This is a genomic window from Dactylosporangium vinaceum (assembly GCF_019904175.1).
GTDB classification, from domain to species: domain Bacteria; phylum Actinomycetota; class Actinomycetes; order Mycobacteriales; family Micromonosporaceae; genus Dactylosporangium; species Dactylosporangium vinaceum.
This window is the reverse complement of the sequence record NZ_CP061913.1, coordinates 11526304-11542496: the sequence shown is the minus strand read 5'-3', so window position 1 is coordinate 11542496 and position 16193 is coordinate 11526304. Positions and strand designations below refer to the sequence as shown.

Genomic DNA, 16193 nt, shown 5'->3' with positions numbered 1-16193 from the left:
TGTTGAGGCTGGCGGCCCGGCGATGCGACTGGAGAGTTACCAGCGGATGCTGAACCGGGTGTCCGGTCGGACGACCTCGCCCGGGCCGGCAGGCTCTGGCACGGGTGCAGGGTCGGTGTTGGTGCGCCGGTGGGCGGTGACGGTCGGCTGGGCGGCCCTGTGCTGGTCCCATTCGTGCAGCAGGTCGGTGAGGTCGGCGGCGAGTTTCTCCGCGTCGGGCCCGTGGGCGGTGACGCCGAGTTCATCGAGGGTGTCGGTGACGGGGTAGGCGGTGATGTAGGCGATGGTGCCGCCGCGGTAGATGCCGGCGCCGGCCCAACGGCGGGCGGGGTCGGCGAGGCCGCGGGCGGTGGCGGTGACCGACAACCGCCCGAACGGATGTGTCGTGTGGGTGAGCAGCCACAGGTCGAGATGCTGGGCGGGTTGGTCATCGTGGACCTGGATGCCGGTGCGGTGGGCGTGGGCGGAATGGTTGAGGGCGTAGCTGAGGGACGGGTGATCGGGCTGGTCGTCGGGGTCGGTGCGCAGGGCGACGCCGGCGGCTAGCGAGACGTGGCTGTTGGCGGTGGTGGTCGCGCCGCGCATGGGGACGAACCCGCACACTTCGGCGTGGGTGCTGGTTAGCACGCCGTGGTCGTCGAGGGCGAAGCCGAGGGAGCGGGTGAGGCCGCTGCCGTGCAGGCGGATGGGGGCGACGATGCGTCCGTCGGGTGCGAGCTGGTCCCACCAGGCGTCGGTGATGTCGGACGCTTCTGCGGTGACGATGATCCGCTGGTATGGGGCCGCGGGTCGGTGGCCGAGGGTGCCGTCGCCGCAGATGACGGTGACGTGGGGGTAGCCGGCGCGGTCGAGCGCGGCGCGGGCGCCGGCGGCGAGGTCCTCGTCGAGTTCGATCGTGACGACGGTGCCGGTCGGTCCGACGAGTTCGGCGAGCAGGGCGGCGTTGATGCCCGTCGCGGCGCCGATTTCCAGCACCCGCTGTCCGGGCTGGGCCTGGAGCTGTTCGAGCATCGCGGCGACGAGGTTCGGTTTGGACGCCGAGGACAGCGACGCACCGTCGGTGTCGCGTTTCGTGACGACCGGGTTGGTGCCGTAGGCGACATCGAGCGGGACGCCGGGCAGGAATAGATGCCGGTGGACCGTCCGGAACGCTGCCTCGACGGGCGGGGTGCGGAACGTGCCGCGGCGGCGAATGTCGTCGGCGAGCGCCGCCCTCAGCCGAGCGTCGGCGGGCTCGGCGGGTCCGCTGGCTTCTGCTGCGGTGGTGGTCACCGGGGCGACTGTAGCGGCGCTGTCGGCTGTGGTGGGTTGATCACCGGCCGGTTCACGCTCGAAGACAACCTGGCGAGCGGCGCTGGCGAGGGTTTGCTGGTCGGGTGCGGCGACTCCGTGCCGGTTGAACAGGAACAGCACGTGGTCGGTGAGGATTGCGCGGATGCCGCGAGTGAGCCCGCCGCGTTCGGAGAGGCCGGCCAGCGCGATGCCTGCCTGCTCGAACGCGGTCGGCCAGCCGGGCGCTGCATGCAGCGGGCTGGTGTCGGTGTCGGAGATGGCCAGGATGAGCTGCCGCACGGCGGCGAGTTGGGCCGGGACCGGTTCGCCGGCGTCATCGGATGCGGCGGCGCGGTGGTCGGCGACGGCGCGCCAGATGTCGCCTTGCTCGTACCAGTCTTGCGCGGCGGCGCGCATGAGCCGGGTCGCCAGCACCAGGCTGAGTTCGCGGCGGTGGTCGATGCGGTGGTCTCGGTCGGCGCCCGCGAGGTACTGGAGCAGGTGCCGGCTGTCGGCGTGGAACAGGGTGTGGGCGAGGTCCATCCCGGCGGCTCCGCCGAAGCGGTGGGCCTCTGGTTCGTAGATGACCTCGGCCCAGGCGCGCAGGCCGGTGACGGCGGCGACGTCGGTGAGGCGCTGGATGAGGTCTGCGACACGGCTGGTGTCGGTGCTCGGTACTGGGCGCAGCCGTAGCCGCCACGCCGGGCCCTTCCGGACGAACCACCACTGGCCCAGCACGTCGTCGTGCTCAGCGCTGTGTAGCAGCGGCCCGAGCTGGGCGGCGGCGGTGCGTTCGGCGGTCTGCCACGTGTCGAAGGTGAGGTTGAGCTGCCGCCAGCCGTTGGCGTCGGCGTGTGCTGTCACGGTGCGGTGTCCCATCATCTGGTGGTGTCACTCGTAGCGGTCAGGCCAGCAGGAGGCACGTCGGCCAGCTGACCGACGCGGTGGTGGTGATCATGGATTGCAGAGTGAGGGCGATGCCGGCGTCGCCGTCGATCAGCCCTTCCCGGGCTGGCTGGCTCGGTGCGGGGATCTGCTCGGCGAGCGCGGTGAGCTTGCTCAGCAGACGTGGCAGGTAGCCGGCGATGCGGTCGGTGGCAGCGTCGTGCGCGGCGTGCCAGGCGGTGGCGGCGATGCCGGCCCAGCCGTGACACAGCCGCGCGTCGAGGACGTTGCGGAGCTGGCCGGGGTCGTCGAGGCAGTCGGCGAGGGCGCGTTCGGCCGCCTGCTGGCGGGCGGTGTCGCCGAGGACGACTGCGGCGAGCTGGCAGGCTCGGGCGATGCCTGGCGTGCCGTAGCACCAGGACGGTCGCGCCGGCCCTGTCTGCCGCGGGCGCCCGTGGTGCAGTTCGTTGCGGCCGATGCGTTCGGGCCACCATGCTCCGGCCGGGCTGTTCTGGCGCCAGTGGTCCAGGAAGCGGCAGACGCGGTCGATCGCCTCGGCCTGGCCGGGGACCGTGAGCCCGCGACGCATCGCCAGTGCGAGGAAGGCGAGCGGTCCGCTGATGCCGTGGGCGATGCCGAGATCGATGTGGCCGCCCGGGTAGCGGTGCGCGGTCTCTCCGGACGGGACCGCGCCGCTCCACCAGCCCGGCACGTCAGCGCCGAACTCATCGACGGCCCGCGGCAGCGGCTCGGTGAGCTGGACCAGGTAGGCGACGACCCGCCGAGCCAGGTCGCCGTCCACGCCATGATCCGGTCTGCTGGGCTGTCGGTCGGGCCGGCTATCGGAGTGGGTGCGATGCAGAAGGTAGGCGCCGAGACCGGTCAGTCCGCGGACGAGGTCGAACTCGGCGAGGGGCGGGCGTCGACCAGCCACGATGCGGGCCTCAGCGGCGTCCAGCCGGGCGCCGATGAGACGGGCGACGGCGGTGTCGAGCTGCTGCAGGGTGGCCGGGCACAGCCCCGGCGCGGCGGTGGCAACGGCGAACCCGACCGCGGGTGCGCCGAACCAAAGCCCTGCGGTGGATGCGGCACTGACGTCCTCACGGGTCGCCTCCGTCAGCCAGGTGCGAACCCGTGCCGGCGGGTCGTCGCCGGTCTGCGCACGGACGCCGTGCAGGACGGCGGTGCCCGCCGCACCACGGTACAGCGACTGGCCGTGCCACCGCCGGCCGCGCGCATCGTCGCCGGTGACCGGCCTGGCCGGTTCGGCCAGCGCGACGCTGAGGCGCTCGCACGCCGCCGCCGCGCGGTCGCGCTCGCCCGGGTCGACCGTCGGTGCGGTCATGACGCCGTCCTGCTGCGGCCGGCGTCGCCGGTCCGGGCGGTGCGGGCGAGTGCCGCAGCGCGGGCCAGGCGGTGAGTCCGGGCCTCCAAGGCCGGGGTGATGCCGTGGACTCGGACATGGTGCAGGTGCAGCAGCGCCGTCAACACCGACGCCGATGTGACGTGTGTGGCGGGATGCTCCAGCTGGGCGGCGTAGGCCGCGGCGGCATCCCGCCGAGCCTGCCACATCTCAAGGACCTCGGCACCGCCGACGAAGGCGGCAAGCGCCGCTGGGCCGGTATTCGCATCGGTGAGGGTGATGGTGTGTGCCAGGGCGATACGGTCGGTGCGGCCCTGCGAGGCGGCGAGGTCTGGATGGTCCAGCAGCCATCGGAGTCCGTTGGCCTCGCCGCCGCTGACCGCGGCTGCGAGGTCGACAAGGCTCGCTGCGGTCAGCGCCTGCCGGTACGACTCGTCGAGCCGACGGCCCGCGGCCAGTTCGGCGACGGCGGCGGCGGAGTCGGCGGCGAAGAACGCCTCGGCGGCGGCCATCGCTTCGCCGGTGCCGAACCGGCCGGTCTCCGGGCGATAGGTGACCAGCGCCAGATCGGCGAGGAGACCTAGCCGGCGCAGGTCGGCTGCCCACGCACCGATCCGCTCGGCGGCCAGCCCGTACTCGACCCGGTGCAGCCGTAGTCGCAGATGGGGTGCCGGGTCCTCGTACCGGATGAACCACCACAAGGGTGGGGACGACCAGGCGGCGAGCAGCCGTGGCAGGTGTTCGGTGAGGATCGCGCCAGCCAGCTCCGCGGGGCCGTAGAGCTTCGCGGACAGGATCGTGTCGCCCGGGAGGATGTCCTGCACCTGACGGAACGGATGCAGGTCAGCATGCCCGCGGAGCACGACTGGTGGTGGCGCCGGTGGCAGCGTGGTGGCCAGGGGCAGGAGGATCTCGTGGGCCCGGCCGCCGAACCAGCGGTGATCCTCGGGAGTAGGTGCCTCCGTGAGCACGGGCTGGTCGGCGGTGCGGTGCAGGTGGCCGCGCAGCAGCGCCCGGTCCATAGGCTCGTCCAGGTGCAGTCGCAGCCGTTGGTCTCCCGTTCCCACGTATACCCACGCCGGCAGCTGCAGCCGTTCCCGCAGCCGATCGAGCGCCTTCTCCCACACCGGTTCGGCGGCGGTCGCCGCGGGCAGATCGGCAGGGCTGATCCGCCACCGGGCCGGGGAGAGGATGCTCCGGCCGTAGCGCAGCCGCGGCCGGAACGGCAGCACGTCGGCAGCGCCCCAGTCCAGCAGCGACATCGGTGTGCACCATGCAGTAGGCAGTTCGGCCAGTAGACGCACCAACGGCGCCATGGCGTGCCGTGCGGCGGCGTTGGCGAGCACCGGTTCGATGACCCGACGGCGGGACAGCGACAACAGGCACAACCGGTCCGGATCGCCGGTGACCGCAAGGTCGCGTAGGTCTATGTCCGTGTCACGTTCGCGATGTTCACCGACCGGCAGCACCTGCGGCAGCAGTCGCGGCGCCCGCAGCACGTTGCCGCCGCGTGCGTCCAGCGCAGGAAACGATAGTTGCACCGGTTCGCCGTTCAGGACGACAACCGGCAAATCCACGGCGGCGGGGACCTCGTGGACGATGTCGAAGAACCGGCCGCCGGTGGCCAGAGCGGTCCGGCCGATCCCGGTAACCCCGAGCGCGAACCGGCCCACCCCCACATCCGGCAGCGACGCCGCCCGCAGGTCGAAGCACAGATCAAGATGCGGCACCGGCCGAGGCGCCGGCCCATCTGCGGTGACCGCGTCGATCGCGGTCTCGTTGAGCACCACTTCGTCGGCACCGTCGAGGACGGCCAGCTGAGCCAGCACCAGCAGACGCTCATTCCGCACCGTCAGCCCCGCCGGCGCGGCGAGTTGCCCCGACCGAGCCGTCGGAGCCGAGTTTGCGGGCTCGACGAAGTGGTCAGGGAATCCAATCCCACGGACCGGGTCGACCATGTCGAGCAGCGGCACGACCGCACCGAGACCAAAGCGGTCCAGGAACCGCTGCCGGTACGCACACCATGCAGGGTCGCCTTCGGGGTGCGGCGCCAGCCGCGTCAGTGCGCTAGCAGCGGCTGCCGCTTCGGTCGCCACCCGACGCGGCAGCGTCGCCGTGCAGTCCAGCCGCACGTCCGTCATCAGCGGCTGCGGCACCTCGGCGATCCGCCGCAGCCGCGCAGCAACCGCATGCCGGCCGCCCCCGTCGAGCCAATGCGTCTGGCACAGCATCCGGACGGCGGTACGGGCCTCGCGCAGCGCCGACATCAAGGCCTCAACCTCCTCGATACCATCGGCGTCCACGCCGGCGAGCTGGTCAAGAACATGAGCCAGGCCGTCGACGGTCGTGGACGGCGGGCGGAGGTTGGTGATCAGCACGCCATGCGCCACCAACTGTTGCAGCATCGCCGAGGCTGCCGCGGCATCGGCCGGAAACACCGCGCGGACCAGGTCGGCGACGACCACCGGGGCGGTCGCGGCCCGCAGCACATCTCGCACCGCCGCGCTGTATATCACCGACACCTCATGGCGGCCCGCACCGAACCGCGCCTGGGCCACCCGCGTTCCCGGAATGGTCACGCGCCCACCGCGGATCTCCGCGAGGCCATTGCCCACGACACTCAGCCGCGCCAGTAGCTGCGGGTATGCCTCCAACCGGGTAACGACCTCAGCCAGCCACGCGGCGTCGGCACGTACCCAGGTCCGGTGTGCCTCGGACCCCAGGAGCGACCCCGTGGCAGCGAAGCCGAGCGGGGTGACACCGGCGAACAACCCGAATGGTGTCGCCCGCCCGCGCATTCGTGCCAGGTATCGTCCCAGCGACACCGCGAGCCGTCGTACCCGCGCCGCGTCGCTCTTCCCGCCGCCGTCGACCGCGGCCGTGATCTGCTCGGCGAACACCGGACTCGACACGGCGACCGATTCCACGATCCGACGGTCCTGCCAAACCTTGCCCAGCCACCCGACCCATACCTCGAGTCGATCCGCATTTCCCGCAGCAGGCCACGGCTCTCCGCCACCGGCATCCGGCAAGTGCGTGCTGGCCCGCAGAAGCGCGGTGTCACGGGACTGATACCACCGACGGTGCATGCCCGACTCCCCGAACTCGATGATGGACACCAACACCGCAATGCGATGGGGCTCGCCCGGCCGGGTGGCCCGGTCCGGGCGAGCTCCGGTCTCAGCAGTCGCCTTGCTTCTGGGTGTCGCAACCGTCGTCGGTGCTGGCCAGCAGCACCCGATCCAGCTCGCCGGACTCGACGATGCGCACGTCGAGTTCGAACCGGCCCGCACCCTCCACCGGCTGCTGCGCCAGCCCGCCGGTCAGGGACAGGCCCGGCCGATTGCCCTGCATCTCGGACTCCTCTCGCCAGGATGCGACCGTCAGTGTCGGAGCGCACCCGCCTCAGTCGTCCCCGCAACATATTCGCGTCCGTGAACCTTTGGCCCACTCACGTCGGGTACATCGCTGCTGACCGACTTCTGTACCAACCCGATTTGGGCCCTAGGGACTACTGGTGCCGACTCAGTAGTCGGTAGGTCCGATGCGACTTCAGGATCAGCCAACCCTGCGTCCCGGGTACGTCGCCGCGCATTCCGTACGCCGGCCCTCAGCAACTCGCACCGACGTCTACGGCCTGGTGTGTCCAAGCGGTGGTCAGGACAGGTTGCGGCGGTAGGCGATCCAGCGTCGAGAAGCGGCGGCGATGCGGGCGGTCCACGTGTCGCCAGGGCTCCTATCGTTGATCTTTGTCCAGAGTCTGGCCTGCGCATCGGCGAACGCCCGCAGTCCTACCTTCGGTGCGGTGGCCCACGTAGAGACCTTGCCGGCCCAGTGCTCGGCCCGCGCCGGGTGGTGTCCGGCCGCGACGAGCCACAGCACCCAGTACGCTGCGTCGAGCCATGGCGCGCCGCGCGTGGCCCAGCCCCAGTCGACGAGCCGGGCCTGATCGGCGTGAACGATCAGATTGGCGTTGTTGAGGTCGGTGTGTAGCAGCGCAGTCCCGGCGAATTGGTCCAGGTCGGCTGGGTCATTGACGTAGCTGCGGAGTCGGTCGACGGCATCGCGGAGCTCGATCGGCGGACAGGGTGTGCTCGCGGCAGCTTCCAGAAGCGCCACAACAGCGGGTAGGTCGCGTGAGCCGGGGCTGTAGTCGGCGTGATGACCATCGAGGGCTTCGAAAAGCAGGACGTCCCAGCCGTCGACGGCGAGCCGGGCGACGAGGTCGGGCGCCAGCCCGATCACGTATGGAGCTATGTCGGCTTCACGGCGCTGGGTCCACACCCAACGGTGGTCGGCGGGCAGGGCCTTACAGAAGACGTCACCTGTAGCGGTGCACAGCCTTGCTGCGACGGCGCTGTTGAACCCACCGTTGGCTGACACCGTAGCTTCGACCGGACCAATGACCTCCTCGATCGCGGCCTTGACACCAGCTGGCAGCGCATCGTAGGCGATCCGGGCGGTCAGCATCGTTCATCATCCCCTCGGCGCCACCGTGCCCTAGGTCTTGGGACTGCTGCCGACAGTACGATCACGCGCAAACATCACGTCCTGGCGTTGGCTCTTTGGTGCCGAGCGCTTCAAGCCTTATAGGCACAAGCCAGTTGCGCCGGAACTGTACCGGGTGACCATGCAGTTGGAGGCGGAACCCAACGGCCCCCTTCCGTAGGATGCGTGAGCATGACGCGGATGCTGGTCACCGGCGGTGCCGGATTTATCGGTGCGAACTTTGTTCACTACACCACTCGGCACCATCCGGAGTACGAGGTCGTCGTGCTCGACGCGCTGACCTACGCGGGTGACCGGACGACGCTTGCGCCGGTGCAGGACCAGGTGCGGTTCGTGCACGGCGACATCTGCGACGCCGGCGTCGTCGACGGCATCGTCGCGGAGTCGGACGTGATCGTGCACTTCGCGGCGGAGTCGCACGTGGACAACTCGCTGCACGATCCGGAGCCGTTCATCCGCAGCAACATCATCGGCACGTTCACGCTGCTGGAGGCGCTGCGTCGGCACGGCGGCCGGTTCCACCACATCTCCACCGACGAGGTGTTCGGTGACCTGCCGCTGGACAGCGCCGATCAGTTCGCCGAGGACACGCCGTATGACCCGTCGAGTCCGTACTCGGCGTCGAAGGCCAGTTCGGACATGTTGGTGCGGGCGTGGGCCCGCTCGTTCGGGGTGCAGGCGACGCTGTCGAACTGCGCGAACAACTACGGCTCGTACCAGCATGTGGAGAAGTTCATCCCGCGGCAGATCACCAACGTGCTGACCGGGCAGCGGCCGAAGCTGTACGGCGAAGGGGTGAACGTACGGGAGTGGACCCACGTCGACGATCACAACGCCGCCGTGCACGCGATCCTGTCCCGCGGCCGGCTGGGCGAGACGTACCTGATCGGGTCAGGTGACGAGCGGTCGAACAAGCAGATCCTGGAGCTGATTCTGGAGCTGATGGGCGAGGCACCGGACGCCTACGACCACGTTCCGGACCGGCCCGGGCACGACCTGCGGTACTCGAACAACACGACGAAGCTGCGCACCGAGCTGGGCTGGGCGCCGGTGTACGGCGACTTCAAGGCCGGGCTGGCGGCGACGATCGACTGGTACCGGGCCAATGAGTGGTGGTGGAAGCCGCAGAAGGAGGCCACCGAGGCGAAGTATCAGGTCCTCGGCCGCTGACCCTCTCGGCTCAGCCGCCGCCGGCTGGCGGATGCACTCGTTCGCGCAGAAGGTAGGTCAGCAGGCACGCCAGCGAAGCGGCGTGGGTGACCTCGTGCTTGGTGATCAGGTCGAGCGCGGTGTCGCGGTCGACTCGGAGCAGGTCGATGCCCGGTTCGGGGTCCTGGACGGGCCGGGCGTCGTGGGCGATGAACAGGTGGACGGTCGCCGCGACGTTGGTCGGGTATGGGTGCACGATCCCCGCCGAGGTCCACGTGGCGGCGGCCAGGCCGGTCTCCTCGAGCAGTTCGCGCATCGCCGCCTGCAGCGGCTGTTCGCCGTCGTCGACGCCGCCGCTGGGGAGCTGCAGGATGTGCCGGCCGATGGCGTACTTGTACTCGCGGATGAGGCACAGGTCGCCGTCGCTGGTGACGGCGAGGATGGTGACGCCGTCGCCGCAGTGCAGGACGTTGAACATGCCGGGTGTGCCGTCGGCGTGGACGACGTCGTGTTCCTCGACCTGCCACCAGCGGCTGGCGTACACCTGCCGCGTGGCGGTGGTGATGATCGGCCGTTCGGGATCTTGCACAAGGACTGACTTTACCGGTGGGCGGTCGGAGCCCATGGCTCGACCGCTACCAGTGCCTGCGGGACGTCGACCGTGGTGGCTGGGGTGAGCAGCAGCGGTAGGTCGGTGCCGAGGATGGCGTCCGCGGCGGCTTTGCTGGCGTGGAAGGCGAGGGTCATCTTGCCGGTGATGACGGTGTGCAGGCCGTGGATGCCGTCGGTGTGTTCGTGGTGGATGACGTGGAAGCCGGGGTTGATCCGGCCGTGTTCGGCGTGGGCGGTGCCGATGTAGTCGGTCTTGCCGGCGACGTAGGCGACGGCGCCGGTGGGGTCGACGACGCCGTCGGCGCAGGCGCGGCGGGTCTGCTCGAGCAGTGCGGTGGCCTTGTCCAGGTCGACGGCGTACGCGCGGCGGCCGGTGATGTCGGGTTGGGTGCCGCCGAAGTATGAGGTGAGGGTGCCGCCGTCGCGGGCGGGCATGAGGACCGGCCGGTGCAGCTCGGTGAAGATCAGACCCTGGCGGATCGTGGTGGCAGGTAGATGGATCATCATGTCGAGCCGGGACTTGAGCAGCTCGCTGTCGCGACTGCCGCAGGCGCGCAGCAGCGTGGCGGTGCCGATGCCGGCAGCGACCACGACCGTGCGGCCGGCGAGACGCTCGCCGGTGGACAGGGCGACGCCGGTGACCTTGCCGGACTCGTGGTTGATCTGTTGGACGGTGACACCGGTGCACACGGTGACGCTGGCGGCCAGGGCTTGGCCGGCCAGGATCGTGACGATCCGCCAGGACGAGAAGACCCGCTCGGCGACCTGTACCAGCTGGTAGGCGTTGCCGCCACTGGCGCCATTGGCGTCGGTGGCGAGGTCGTGGGTGGCGCCCGGCTGGTGTGCGATGCCGTGCTGGTCGAGGTGGCTGCGGAAGCCGTCGGCGTCGGCGCGGTGGACGACGTAGACGGCGGGCTGCGTCGGCAATTCGGCGGCGGGGAGCAGGGTGGTGAAGGCGGCCTGGGCTTGGCGGCAGTTGGCGACGACGTGCGGGTGGCGGCGGGCGTAGAGGGCGCCGGAGTGCAGCATGCCGTGGTTGGCGCAGGTGGCGCCGGAGCCGAGCTGGTCGGCCTCCAACAGCGCGACGGCCTGCCCGGCGCGAGCCAGGCGCAGGGCGGTGAGCAGGCCGGCGACGCCGCCGCCGATGACGATGGTGTCGTAGCTGGTCACCGGCGCTCCTTGCTCGTGTTGTTGATCGTGGCGCGGTGTTTGGTGACGAGGAACGGGCCGATGACGAGGGCGTCAGCGGTGCTGGAGTACAGGAACGCCAAGGCCTGTTCGGGGCTGGTGACGATGGGTTCCCAGCCGCTGTTGAGGCTGGTGTTGAGCACTGCCGGGGTGCCGGTGCGGGCGTGGACGTGTTCGACGAGGCGCCGGTAGAGGGTGCCGTCGTCGGGCACGGTGTGGGGGCGGCTGGTGCCGTCGACGTGGGTCGCGGCGATGATCGGCGTCGGGTTCGTGGTGGGCAGGGTGAACGACATGAACGGCGCCACGACCGTGGCGGGGAACAGCGTGGGGATGTGTTCGGCGAGGACGGAGGGGCCGAACGGACGGAACTGCTCGCGGCGTTTGATGCGGTTGACCTGGGCGCGCATGGCGTCGGTGGACGGGTCGGCGAGCAGGCTACGGGCACCGAGGGCGCGGGGCCCGAACTCCATTCGGCCTTGGAACCAGGCGACGATCTGCTGCTGCGCGATCAGGTCCGCGGCGGTGGCGGCTGGGTCGGCGGTCTCGACGTAGGGCACCCCGCACTCGCGCAGCACGTCGGCGATCTGCCCGTCGGTGAAGGACGGGCCGAGCTGACTGTGGGTGAGACGGGCGGGCCGGTGGCCGTGCTGGGCGGCGACGAGCAGTGCGGCGCCGAGGGCGGTGCCGGCGTCGCCGCAGGCCGGCGTCATGTACACCTCGTCGAACCCGCCCGCGGCGGCGAGTGCGCCGGCGGCGACGGAGTTCTCAGCGACGCCCCCGGCCAGGCACAGCCGCCGGTCGGTGCCGGTGCGGTGCCGGTCGACGAAGCCCAGCAGCGCGGCGGTGATGCTGTGTTGGGCGGACGCAGCGAGGTCGCGGTGCGCGGCGGTGAGCTCCCCGTCGGGCAGCCGCCGTGGTGGCAGGCCGGGCAACTCGTCGGTGGCGAACATCGGCAGCTGGTCGGTGTGGAAGACCGGATGCCGCTGCAGGACCGTCGGGTGCAGTGCGTGCGGGTCGAGGCGCGGTCGTCCGTCGACGTGGTGCAGCAGTCGGGTGAGGTCCATGGTCGGGTTGCCGTACGGGGCGAGACCCATGACCTTGTACTCGTCGTGGTTGCTGCGGAACCCCAGATACTGGGTGACGAGGGCGGCGAACAGGCCGATCGAGTCCGGGAACGGCACCGCCTCCAGCAGCTCCAGTTCGCGCCCGCGAGCGCGGAACGCCGCGCAGGAGGTGCCGTCCCCGGCCTGGTCGGCGGTGACGACGAGGGCGTCGTCGAACCCGGAGATCAGGTACGCCGACGCGGCATGCGCGGTGTGATGATCGACGTAGACCACCGGCGGGGCCCAGCCGAACGTGTATCGCAGATACGCCTCCAGGCGGGGCGGGAAGTCCGCCCATGTCGCCCGGGGGAACGCGACGACGTCCACCTCCCGCATGCTGATCTTCGCCTGCTGGAGGCAGAACCGGATCGCGGCGTCGGGCATCAGCCCGATCGCATGCTTGAACCGGGCGAAGCGTTCCTCCTCCGCGGCGGCGACGATGTCGCCATCGCGGAGCAGGACCGCTGCGGGGTCGTGTTCGGCTTTGCCCAGGTTGCCGTGGATGCCGAGGATGTACATCGCGTCGTGCCCTTCCAGCTCGGTGATCCGCGCAGGGGTGCTCGTGGAGGTGCCAGGTCGCCAGAGGTTGCCTGGGTCAGGCGGCTGGCGGCGCGGGGTGCTCCCGGTACCAGGCGATCGTGTCGGCCAACCCGTCAGCGAGCGGCACCACCGGTGCCCAGCCGAACGTCTGCCGCGCCCGAGCGGCGGTGGCGACCTGACGGCGGATGTCGCCCGGCCGGTCCGACACGAACCGGATCAAGGATTCGTCGGCGCCGACGCTGGCGAGGATCTGCCGGGTCAGCGTCAGTACGTCGGTCTCCGTGCCGGTGCCGACGTTGAACACCTGCCCGTTGATGTCGTCGCCGTCGTAGCGCAGGGCGGCGAGGAGCAGGTCGCAGACGTCGCTGACGAAGATCCAGTCGCGGCGGACGGAGCCGTCGCCGGTGAGCGTGATCGGCTGCCCAGCCAGGGCCTGGGTGATGACCCTGGGGATGAGCCAGCCGGGGTATTGCTGCGGCCCGTAGATGGTGACCGGCCGGAACGCCACGTAGGGCAGGCCGCGCATGGCGTGGACGGCGGACAGGTACGCCTCGAACGCGGCCTTCGCCGCGGCGTAGATGGTGCTCGGCCGGACCGGGGCGTCCTCCTGGAGGTCGTCGGCGTCGTTGTCGCCGTAGATGTCGGCGGTGGACAGGAACAGCAGCCGGGCGATTCGCCGGTCGGCGAGGTGATGCAGATACCGAGGCGGGTCGTCGACCGTCGTGGTCTGGGGCGCGGTGAAGCTGTTGACCTGCGCGACCAGGTGCAGCACCGTGTCACCGGCTGCGATGACGTCGTCGGCGACGGCCGGGTCGTAGATCGAGCCCTGCACGAACCGGTACCGCGGGTCGGCGAGCACGTGCGGCGGGATCTTCTGCTCGCCGTACTGCAGCGGGTCGACCAGCACGATCGTGGCGAACCGGTCGAGGACGTCGGGGCGGGTCTGCAGGCGGTGCAGCAGGTTCACGCCGATGAACCCGGCCGCGCCGGGGATGACGAGGTTGCTGATGACGGACTCCTTCCCTGCGATGGGATGTCTGGTGTGCCGCTGGTCGCGGCGACGACGAGCTGTTCGAAGTCACGCAGCCGCTGACGCTGACCGGCGGTCGCGGCGCCTTGGGCCTTGCGGATCAGCGTCGGTCCCACGGAGATCACCTTGGTCGCGCCGGAGGTGCTGATCACCCGTGGGGCGAAGTCGATCCGCAGCGTTGACCCGTCGGCGGGGACCACGAGGTTGAGCGCGCCGGACAGTCCCTTCGCCAGCCACGCCTGGGCGGCAGATCGGATCCGAGTGGAGCGTGGTGTATCGCGAGCCGTGGCGGGGACGAGCCGGTTGGCAAGGTGGCGCAGGACTGCCAGCGACTCCGCAGACCACCTGACTTGGCAGATGGCCTCGAACGCATCGAGCCGCCGCAGCCGCTCAGCCGGCGCCACTGGCACGAACCGGCAGTGGCCGGTGGCCTGCTCCACCTGCCCGTCGGTGAACACGCCGACGAGTTCGTGGTAGCGGTCGTGGAGCACGGCGAGGACGGCGTGCAGACAGCAGAGATCCTCGTCAAGGCGCCCATCCAGCGGCGTGCTGATGCTGACATGACCGAACCCGCCCGTGACGGTCCACCGGCACACCACCGACGTGTCCGCTGAGCCGCAGGTCGTGAGGCAGTGCCGGACAAGGTCAGTCGCGATGCTCGCGCACGGTTCGATCAAGGCGAGGCGTTCGAAGTGGGTCAGTTCGGCTGGGCGCACCGGGCGCCGATGTGTCAGGTCGGGGACGTGGATGTGGGTGTGGAACTTCGCTGCGACCGAGTGCGCGTCCGGGGCGGTATCGGTCGGGTTGAACCCGTGGGTGACGTACACGTCACGGCCGAGCGCCGCCGAGACCCGCCGGGCGACCACGATGTGCCAGCCGAACACCGCGATGAACGCCGCCGCGCCCAGGTCGAGCATCGACCGCAGCGGCACAGCGTTGGGAGCATCCGGAGTGGCGGGGGCACCGACGAAGATGTTGATGTCCCGGTCGCTCCAGGTGACCGTCTTCGGCACCACGAGCGCCTCAAGCGCGGTGCCCGCTACCGGCGTCTGCGCGATCGTGGGTGCGAGGTCACGGAAGCGGTCCCACGGCATCTGGTCGGCGACTGCGGCGGGCAGGTAGTCCGGGGCGTAGCGAGGGGTGTCCAGCACCGCGACCTGCGCCCAGTCCACCCGCGCCAGGTACGCCGCCAGCAGCGTCGCCGGGGCCCACGGGCCGGTGTCAGCCGTCATAGCGCCACCCGTTGACGGCCTCGACGACCCGGTCAGCTTCGTTGTCGGTGAGCCCGTGCCACAGCGGCAGGCACACGTGCGATGCCGCGAAGTGCTCCGCTGCGGCAAACGGCCCTTGGTCTGTCAGGCGCAGGGCGGGCTGCCGATGCAACGGCACGTCGTAGACGCCTTTGCCCGGCTGTACACCGCACGCCCGCAGATGGGCGCGCAACGACTCCCGAGCCGCGGCGCCGCTGGTGGTGACGATGAACTTGTGGCCGCTGCAGCGAGCTCCCGGCAGCCGCGGCACAAGCACTGCCGGATGGTCGATGCCGTCGAGGTATCGGCTGACGAGCCGGTCGAGCCGGGTAAGGATTGCCTCGAACCCGAGGAGCTGGGCGACGCCGAGCGCGGCGTGCAGCTCCGACATCCGCCACGCGCTGCCGAACACCACGTTGTGCAGCCCGTCGTCGGCCTTGCCCTGGTCGCGGTACCGGCGCGCCGCCGCCGCCCGCACGCCGGACCCGGTGGTCAGCACCCCGCCCTCGGCCGTGGTCAGGACCTTCGTCGCGAACAGCGAGAACGCCGCCAGGTGCCCGAACGTGCCGGCCCGGCGCCCGTCCACCGCGGCGCCGTGCGCGTGCGAGGCGTCCTCGATCAGCAGGACGTCGCGCTCGTCGCACCAGCGCCGGATCCGCACGAGCTCCGGGGTGAGGTAGCCACCGATGTGCACCACCACGACCGCCGCGATCTCGGGTGTCCAGGCGGCGCCGATCGCCGCGAGGTCCGGGTACAGGCCCGCGTCGTACAACACCGGGCGGCACCCGGCCCGCAGCACCGCCTCTGCGGTCGCATAGTTGGTGTTCGCGGGCACCAGCACCGGCCGGCCCTCGACCGCCGCGACTCGAAGTGCGATCTCCAGCGCAGCTGTACCCGAGGACACTGTCACCGCATGCTCGGCGCCGACCAGTTCCGCGAACCGGAGTTCGAACTCGGCGTTGTTCGTCCCGGGGATCAGCTGGCCGGTCTCCAGCACCGCTGCCGCTCGCCGGAGGAACTCCTCGACGACCTCGGCCGGGAACCGCACCCTGAACGCGGCGATCTCATCCATGACCGGTGCCCCGTCCAGGAGCTCCGGTCGGGAGTCCGACCGGGCAAGCTGCGCTGAGCCGATCAGTCGCTGGCGACGCACCGCGATGCGCTCGAGCCGGGGTGCCGGCGGCGATCGATGGACGGATCTGGGTGCGGCGGATCTGTGAAGTGATGCACGGTAGGGGCGTCACTCTCGCAACGTATGTGGATACATGGGCGCGTCGGCCTTGATCGGCTGG

At 70.7% G+C, this 16193-nt stretch carries 12 protein-coding genes; 1 reads left to right on the top strand and 11 read right to left on the bottom strand.

Translation table 11 applies throughout. The annotated features are described in order from the left end of the window. Positions 1-36: 36 nt before the first annotated feature. The 5 genes from fxlM to Dvina_RS51930 form a co-directional block, all read right to left on the bottom strand. Positions 37-2136, bottom strand: a complete 2100-nt coding sequence (fxlM, locus tag Dvina_RS51950) for a methyltransferase, FxLD system (RefSeq protein ID WP_246655877.1) — start codon at positions 2134-2136, stop codon at positions 37-39. Positions 2137-2176: 40 nt separating this feature from the next. Continuing rightward, positions 2177-3502: a lanthionine synthetase C family protein gene (locus Dvina_RS51945; RefSeq protein ID WP_223099630.1), complete on the bottom strand. Its 1326-nt coding sequence runs from the start codon at positions 3500-3502 to the stop codon at positions 2177-2179. After that, on the bottom strand, positions 3499-6639 hold the full coding sequence (locus Dvina_RS51940; RefSeq protein WP_223099628.1) for a lantibiotic dehydratase: 3141 nt from the start codon (positions 6637-6639) through the stop codon (positions 3499-3501). Before Dvina_RS51940 ends, Dvina_RS51945 begins: the two co-directional genes overlap by 4 nt. A gap of 61 nt (positions 6640-6700) precedes the next feature. Then, on the bottom strand, positions 6701-6874 hold the full coding sequence (locus tag Dvina_RS51935) for an FxLD family lanthipeptide (RefSeq protein ID WP_223099626.1): 174 nt from the start codon (positions 6872-6874) through the stop codon (positions 6701-6703). Positions 6875-7177: 303 nt separating this feature from the next. Continuing rightward, complete coding sequence (locus tag Dvina_RS51930; RefSeq protein WP_223099624.1) at positions 7178-7990, bottom strand: phosphotransferase family protein; 813 nt, start codon at positions 7988-7990, stop codon at positions 7178-7180. A gap of 219 nt (positions 7991-8209) precedes the next feature. Between Dvina_RS51930 and rfbB the strand changes: the two genes are divergently transcribed. After that, entirely contained in the window at positions 8210-9199 is a 990-nt protein-coding gene (gene rfbB, locus Dvina_RS51925; RefSeq protein WP_223106206.1) for a dTDP-glucose 4,6-dehydratase, read from the top strand. A 10-nt stretch (positions 9200-9209) separates the two neighbouring features. Here the strand turns inward: rfbB and Dvina_RS51920 are convergent, their stop codons facing one another. From Dvina_RS51920 to Dvina_RS51895, 6 genes are all read right to left on the bottom strand, one after another. Then, positions 9210-9767, bottom strand: coding sequence for an NUDIX hydrolase (locus Dvina_RS51920; protein ID WP_223099623.1), 558 nt, complete (start codon positions 9765-9767; stop codon positions 9210-9212). Positions 9768-9778: 11 nt separating this feature from the next. After that, complete coding sequence (locus Dvina_RS51915) at positions 9779-10960, bottom strand: NAD(P)/FAD-dependent oxidoreductase (RefSeq protein ID WP_223099621.1); 1182 nt, start codon at positions 10958-10960, stop codon at positions 9779-9781. Then, positions 10957-12600: a carbamoyltransferase family protein gene (locus tag Dvina_RS51910; RefSeq protein WP_223099619.1), complete on the bottom strand. Its 1644-nt coding sequence runs from the start codon at positions 12598-12600 to the stop codon at positions 10957-10959. Before Dvina_RS51910 ends, Dvina_RS51915 begins: the two co-directional genes overlap by 4 nt. Before the next feature lie 76 nt (positions 12601-12676). Then, positions 12677-13588 carry an NAD-dependent epimerase/dehydratase family protein gene (locus tag Dvina_RS51905; RefSeq protein WP_223099617.1) on the bottom strand — a complete coding sequence of 304 codons (912 nt, stop codon included), beginning with the start codon at positions 13586-13588 and terminating at the stop codon, positions 12677-12679. Next, positions 13585-14745, bottom strand: coding sequence for a hypothetical protein (locus tag Dvina_RS51900; protein WP_223099615.1), 1161 nt, complete (start codon positions 14743-14745; stop codon positions 13585-13587). The genes Dvina_RS51905 and Dvina_RS51900 overlap by 4 nt, the downstream gene beginning before the upstream one ends. A 127-nt stretch (positions 14746-14872) precedes the next feature. Continuing rightward, positions 14873-15973 carry a DegT/DnrJ/EryC1/StrS family aminotransferase gene (locus tag Dvina_RS51895; RefSeq protein WP_223099613.1) on the bottom strand — a complete coding sequence of 367 codons (1101 nt, stop codon included), beginning with the start codon at positions 15971-15973 and terminating at the stop codon, positions 14873-14875. Positions 15974-16193 lie beyond the last annotated feature (220 nt).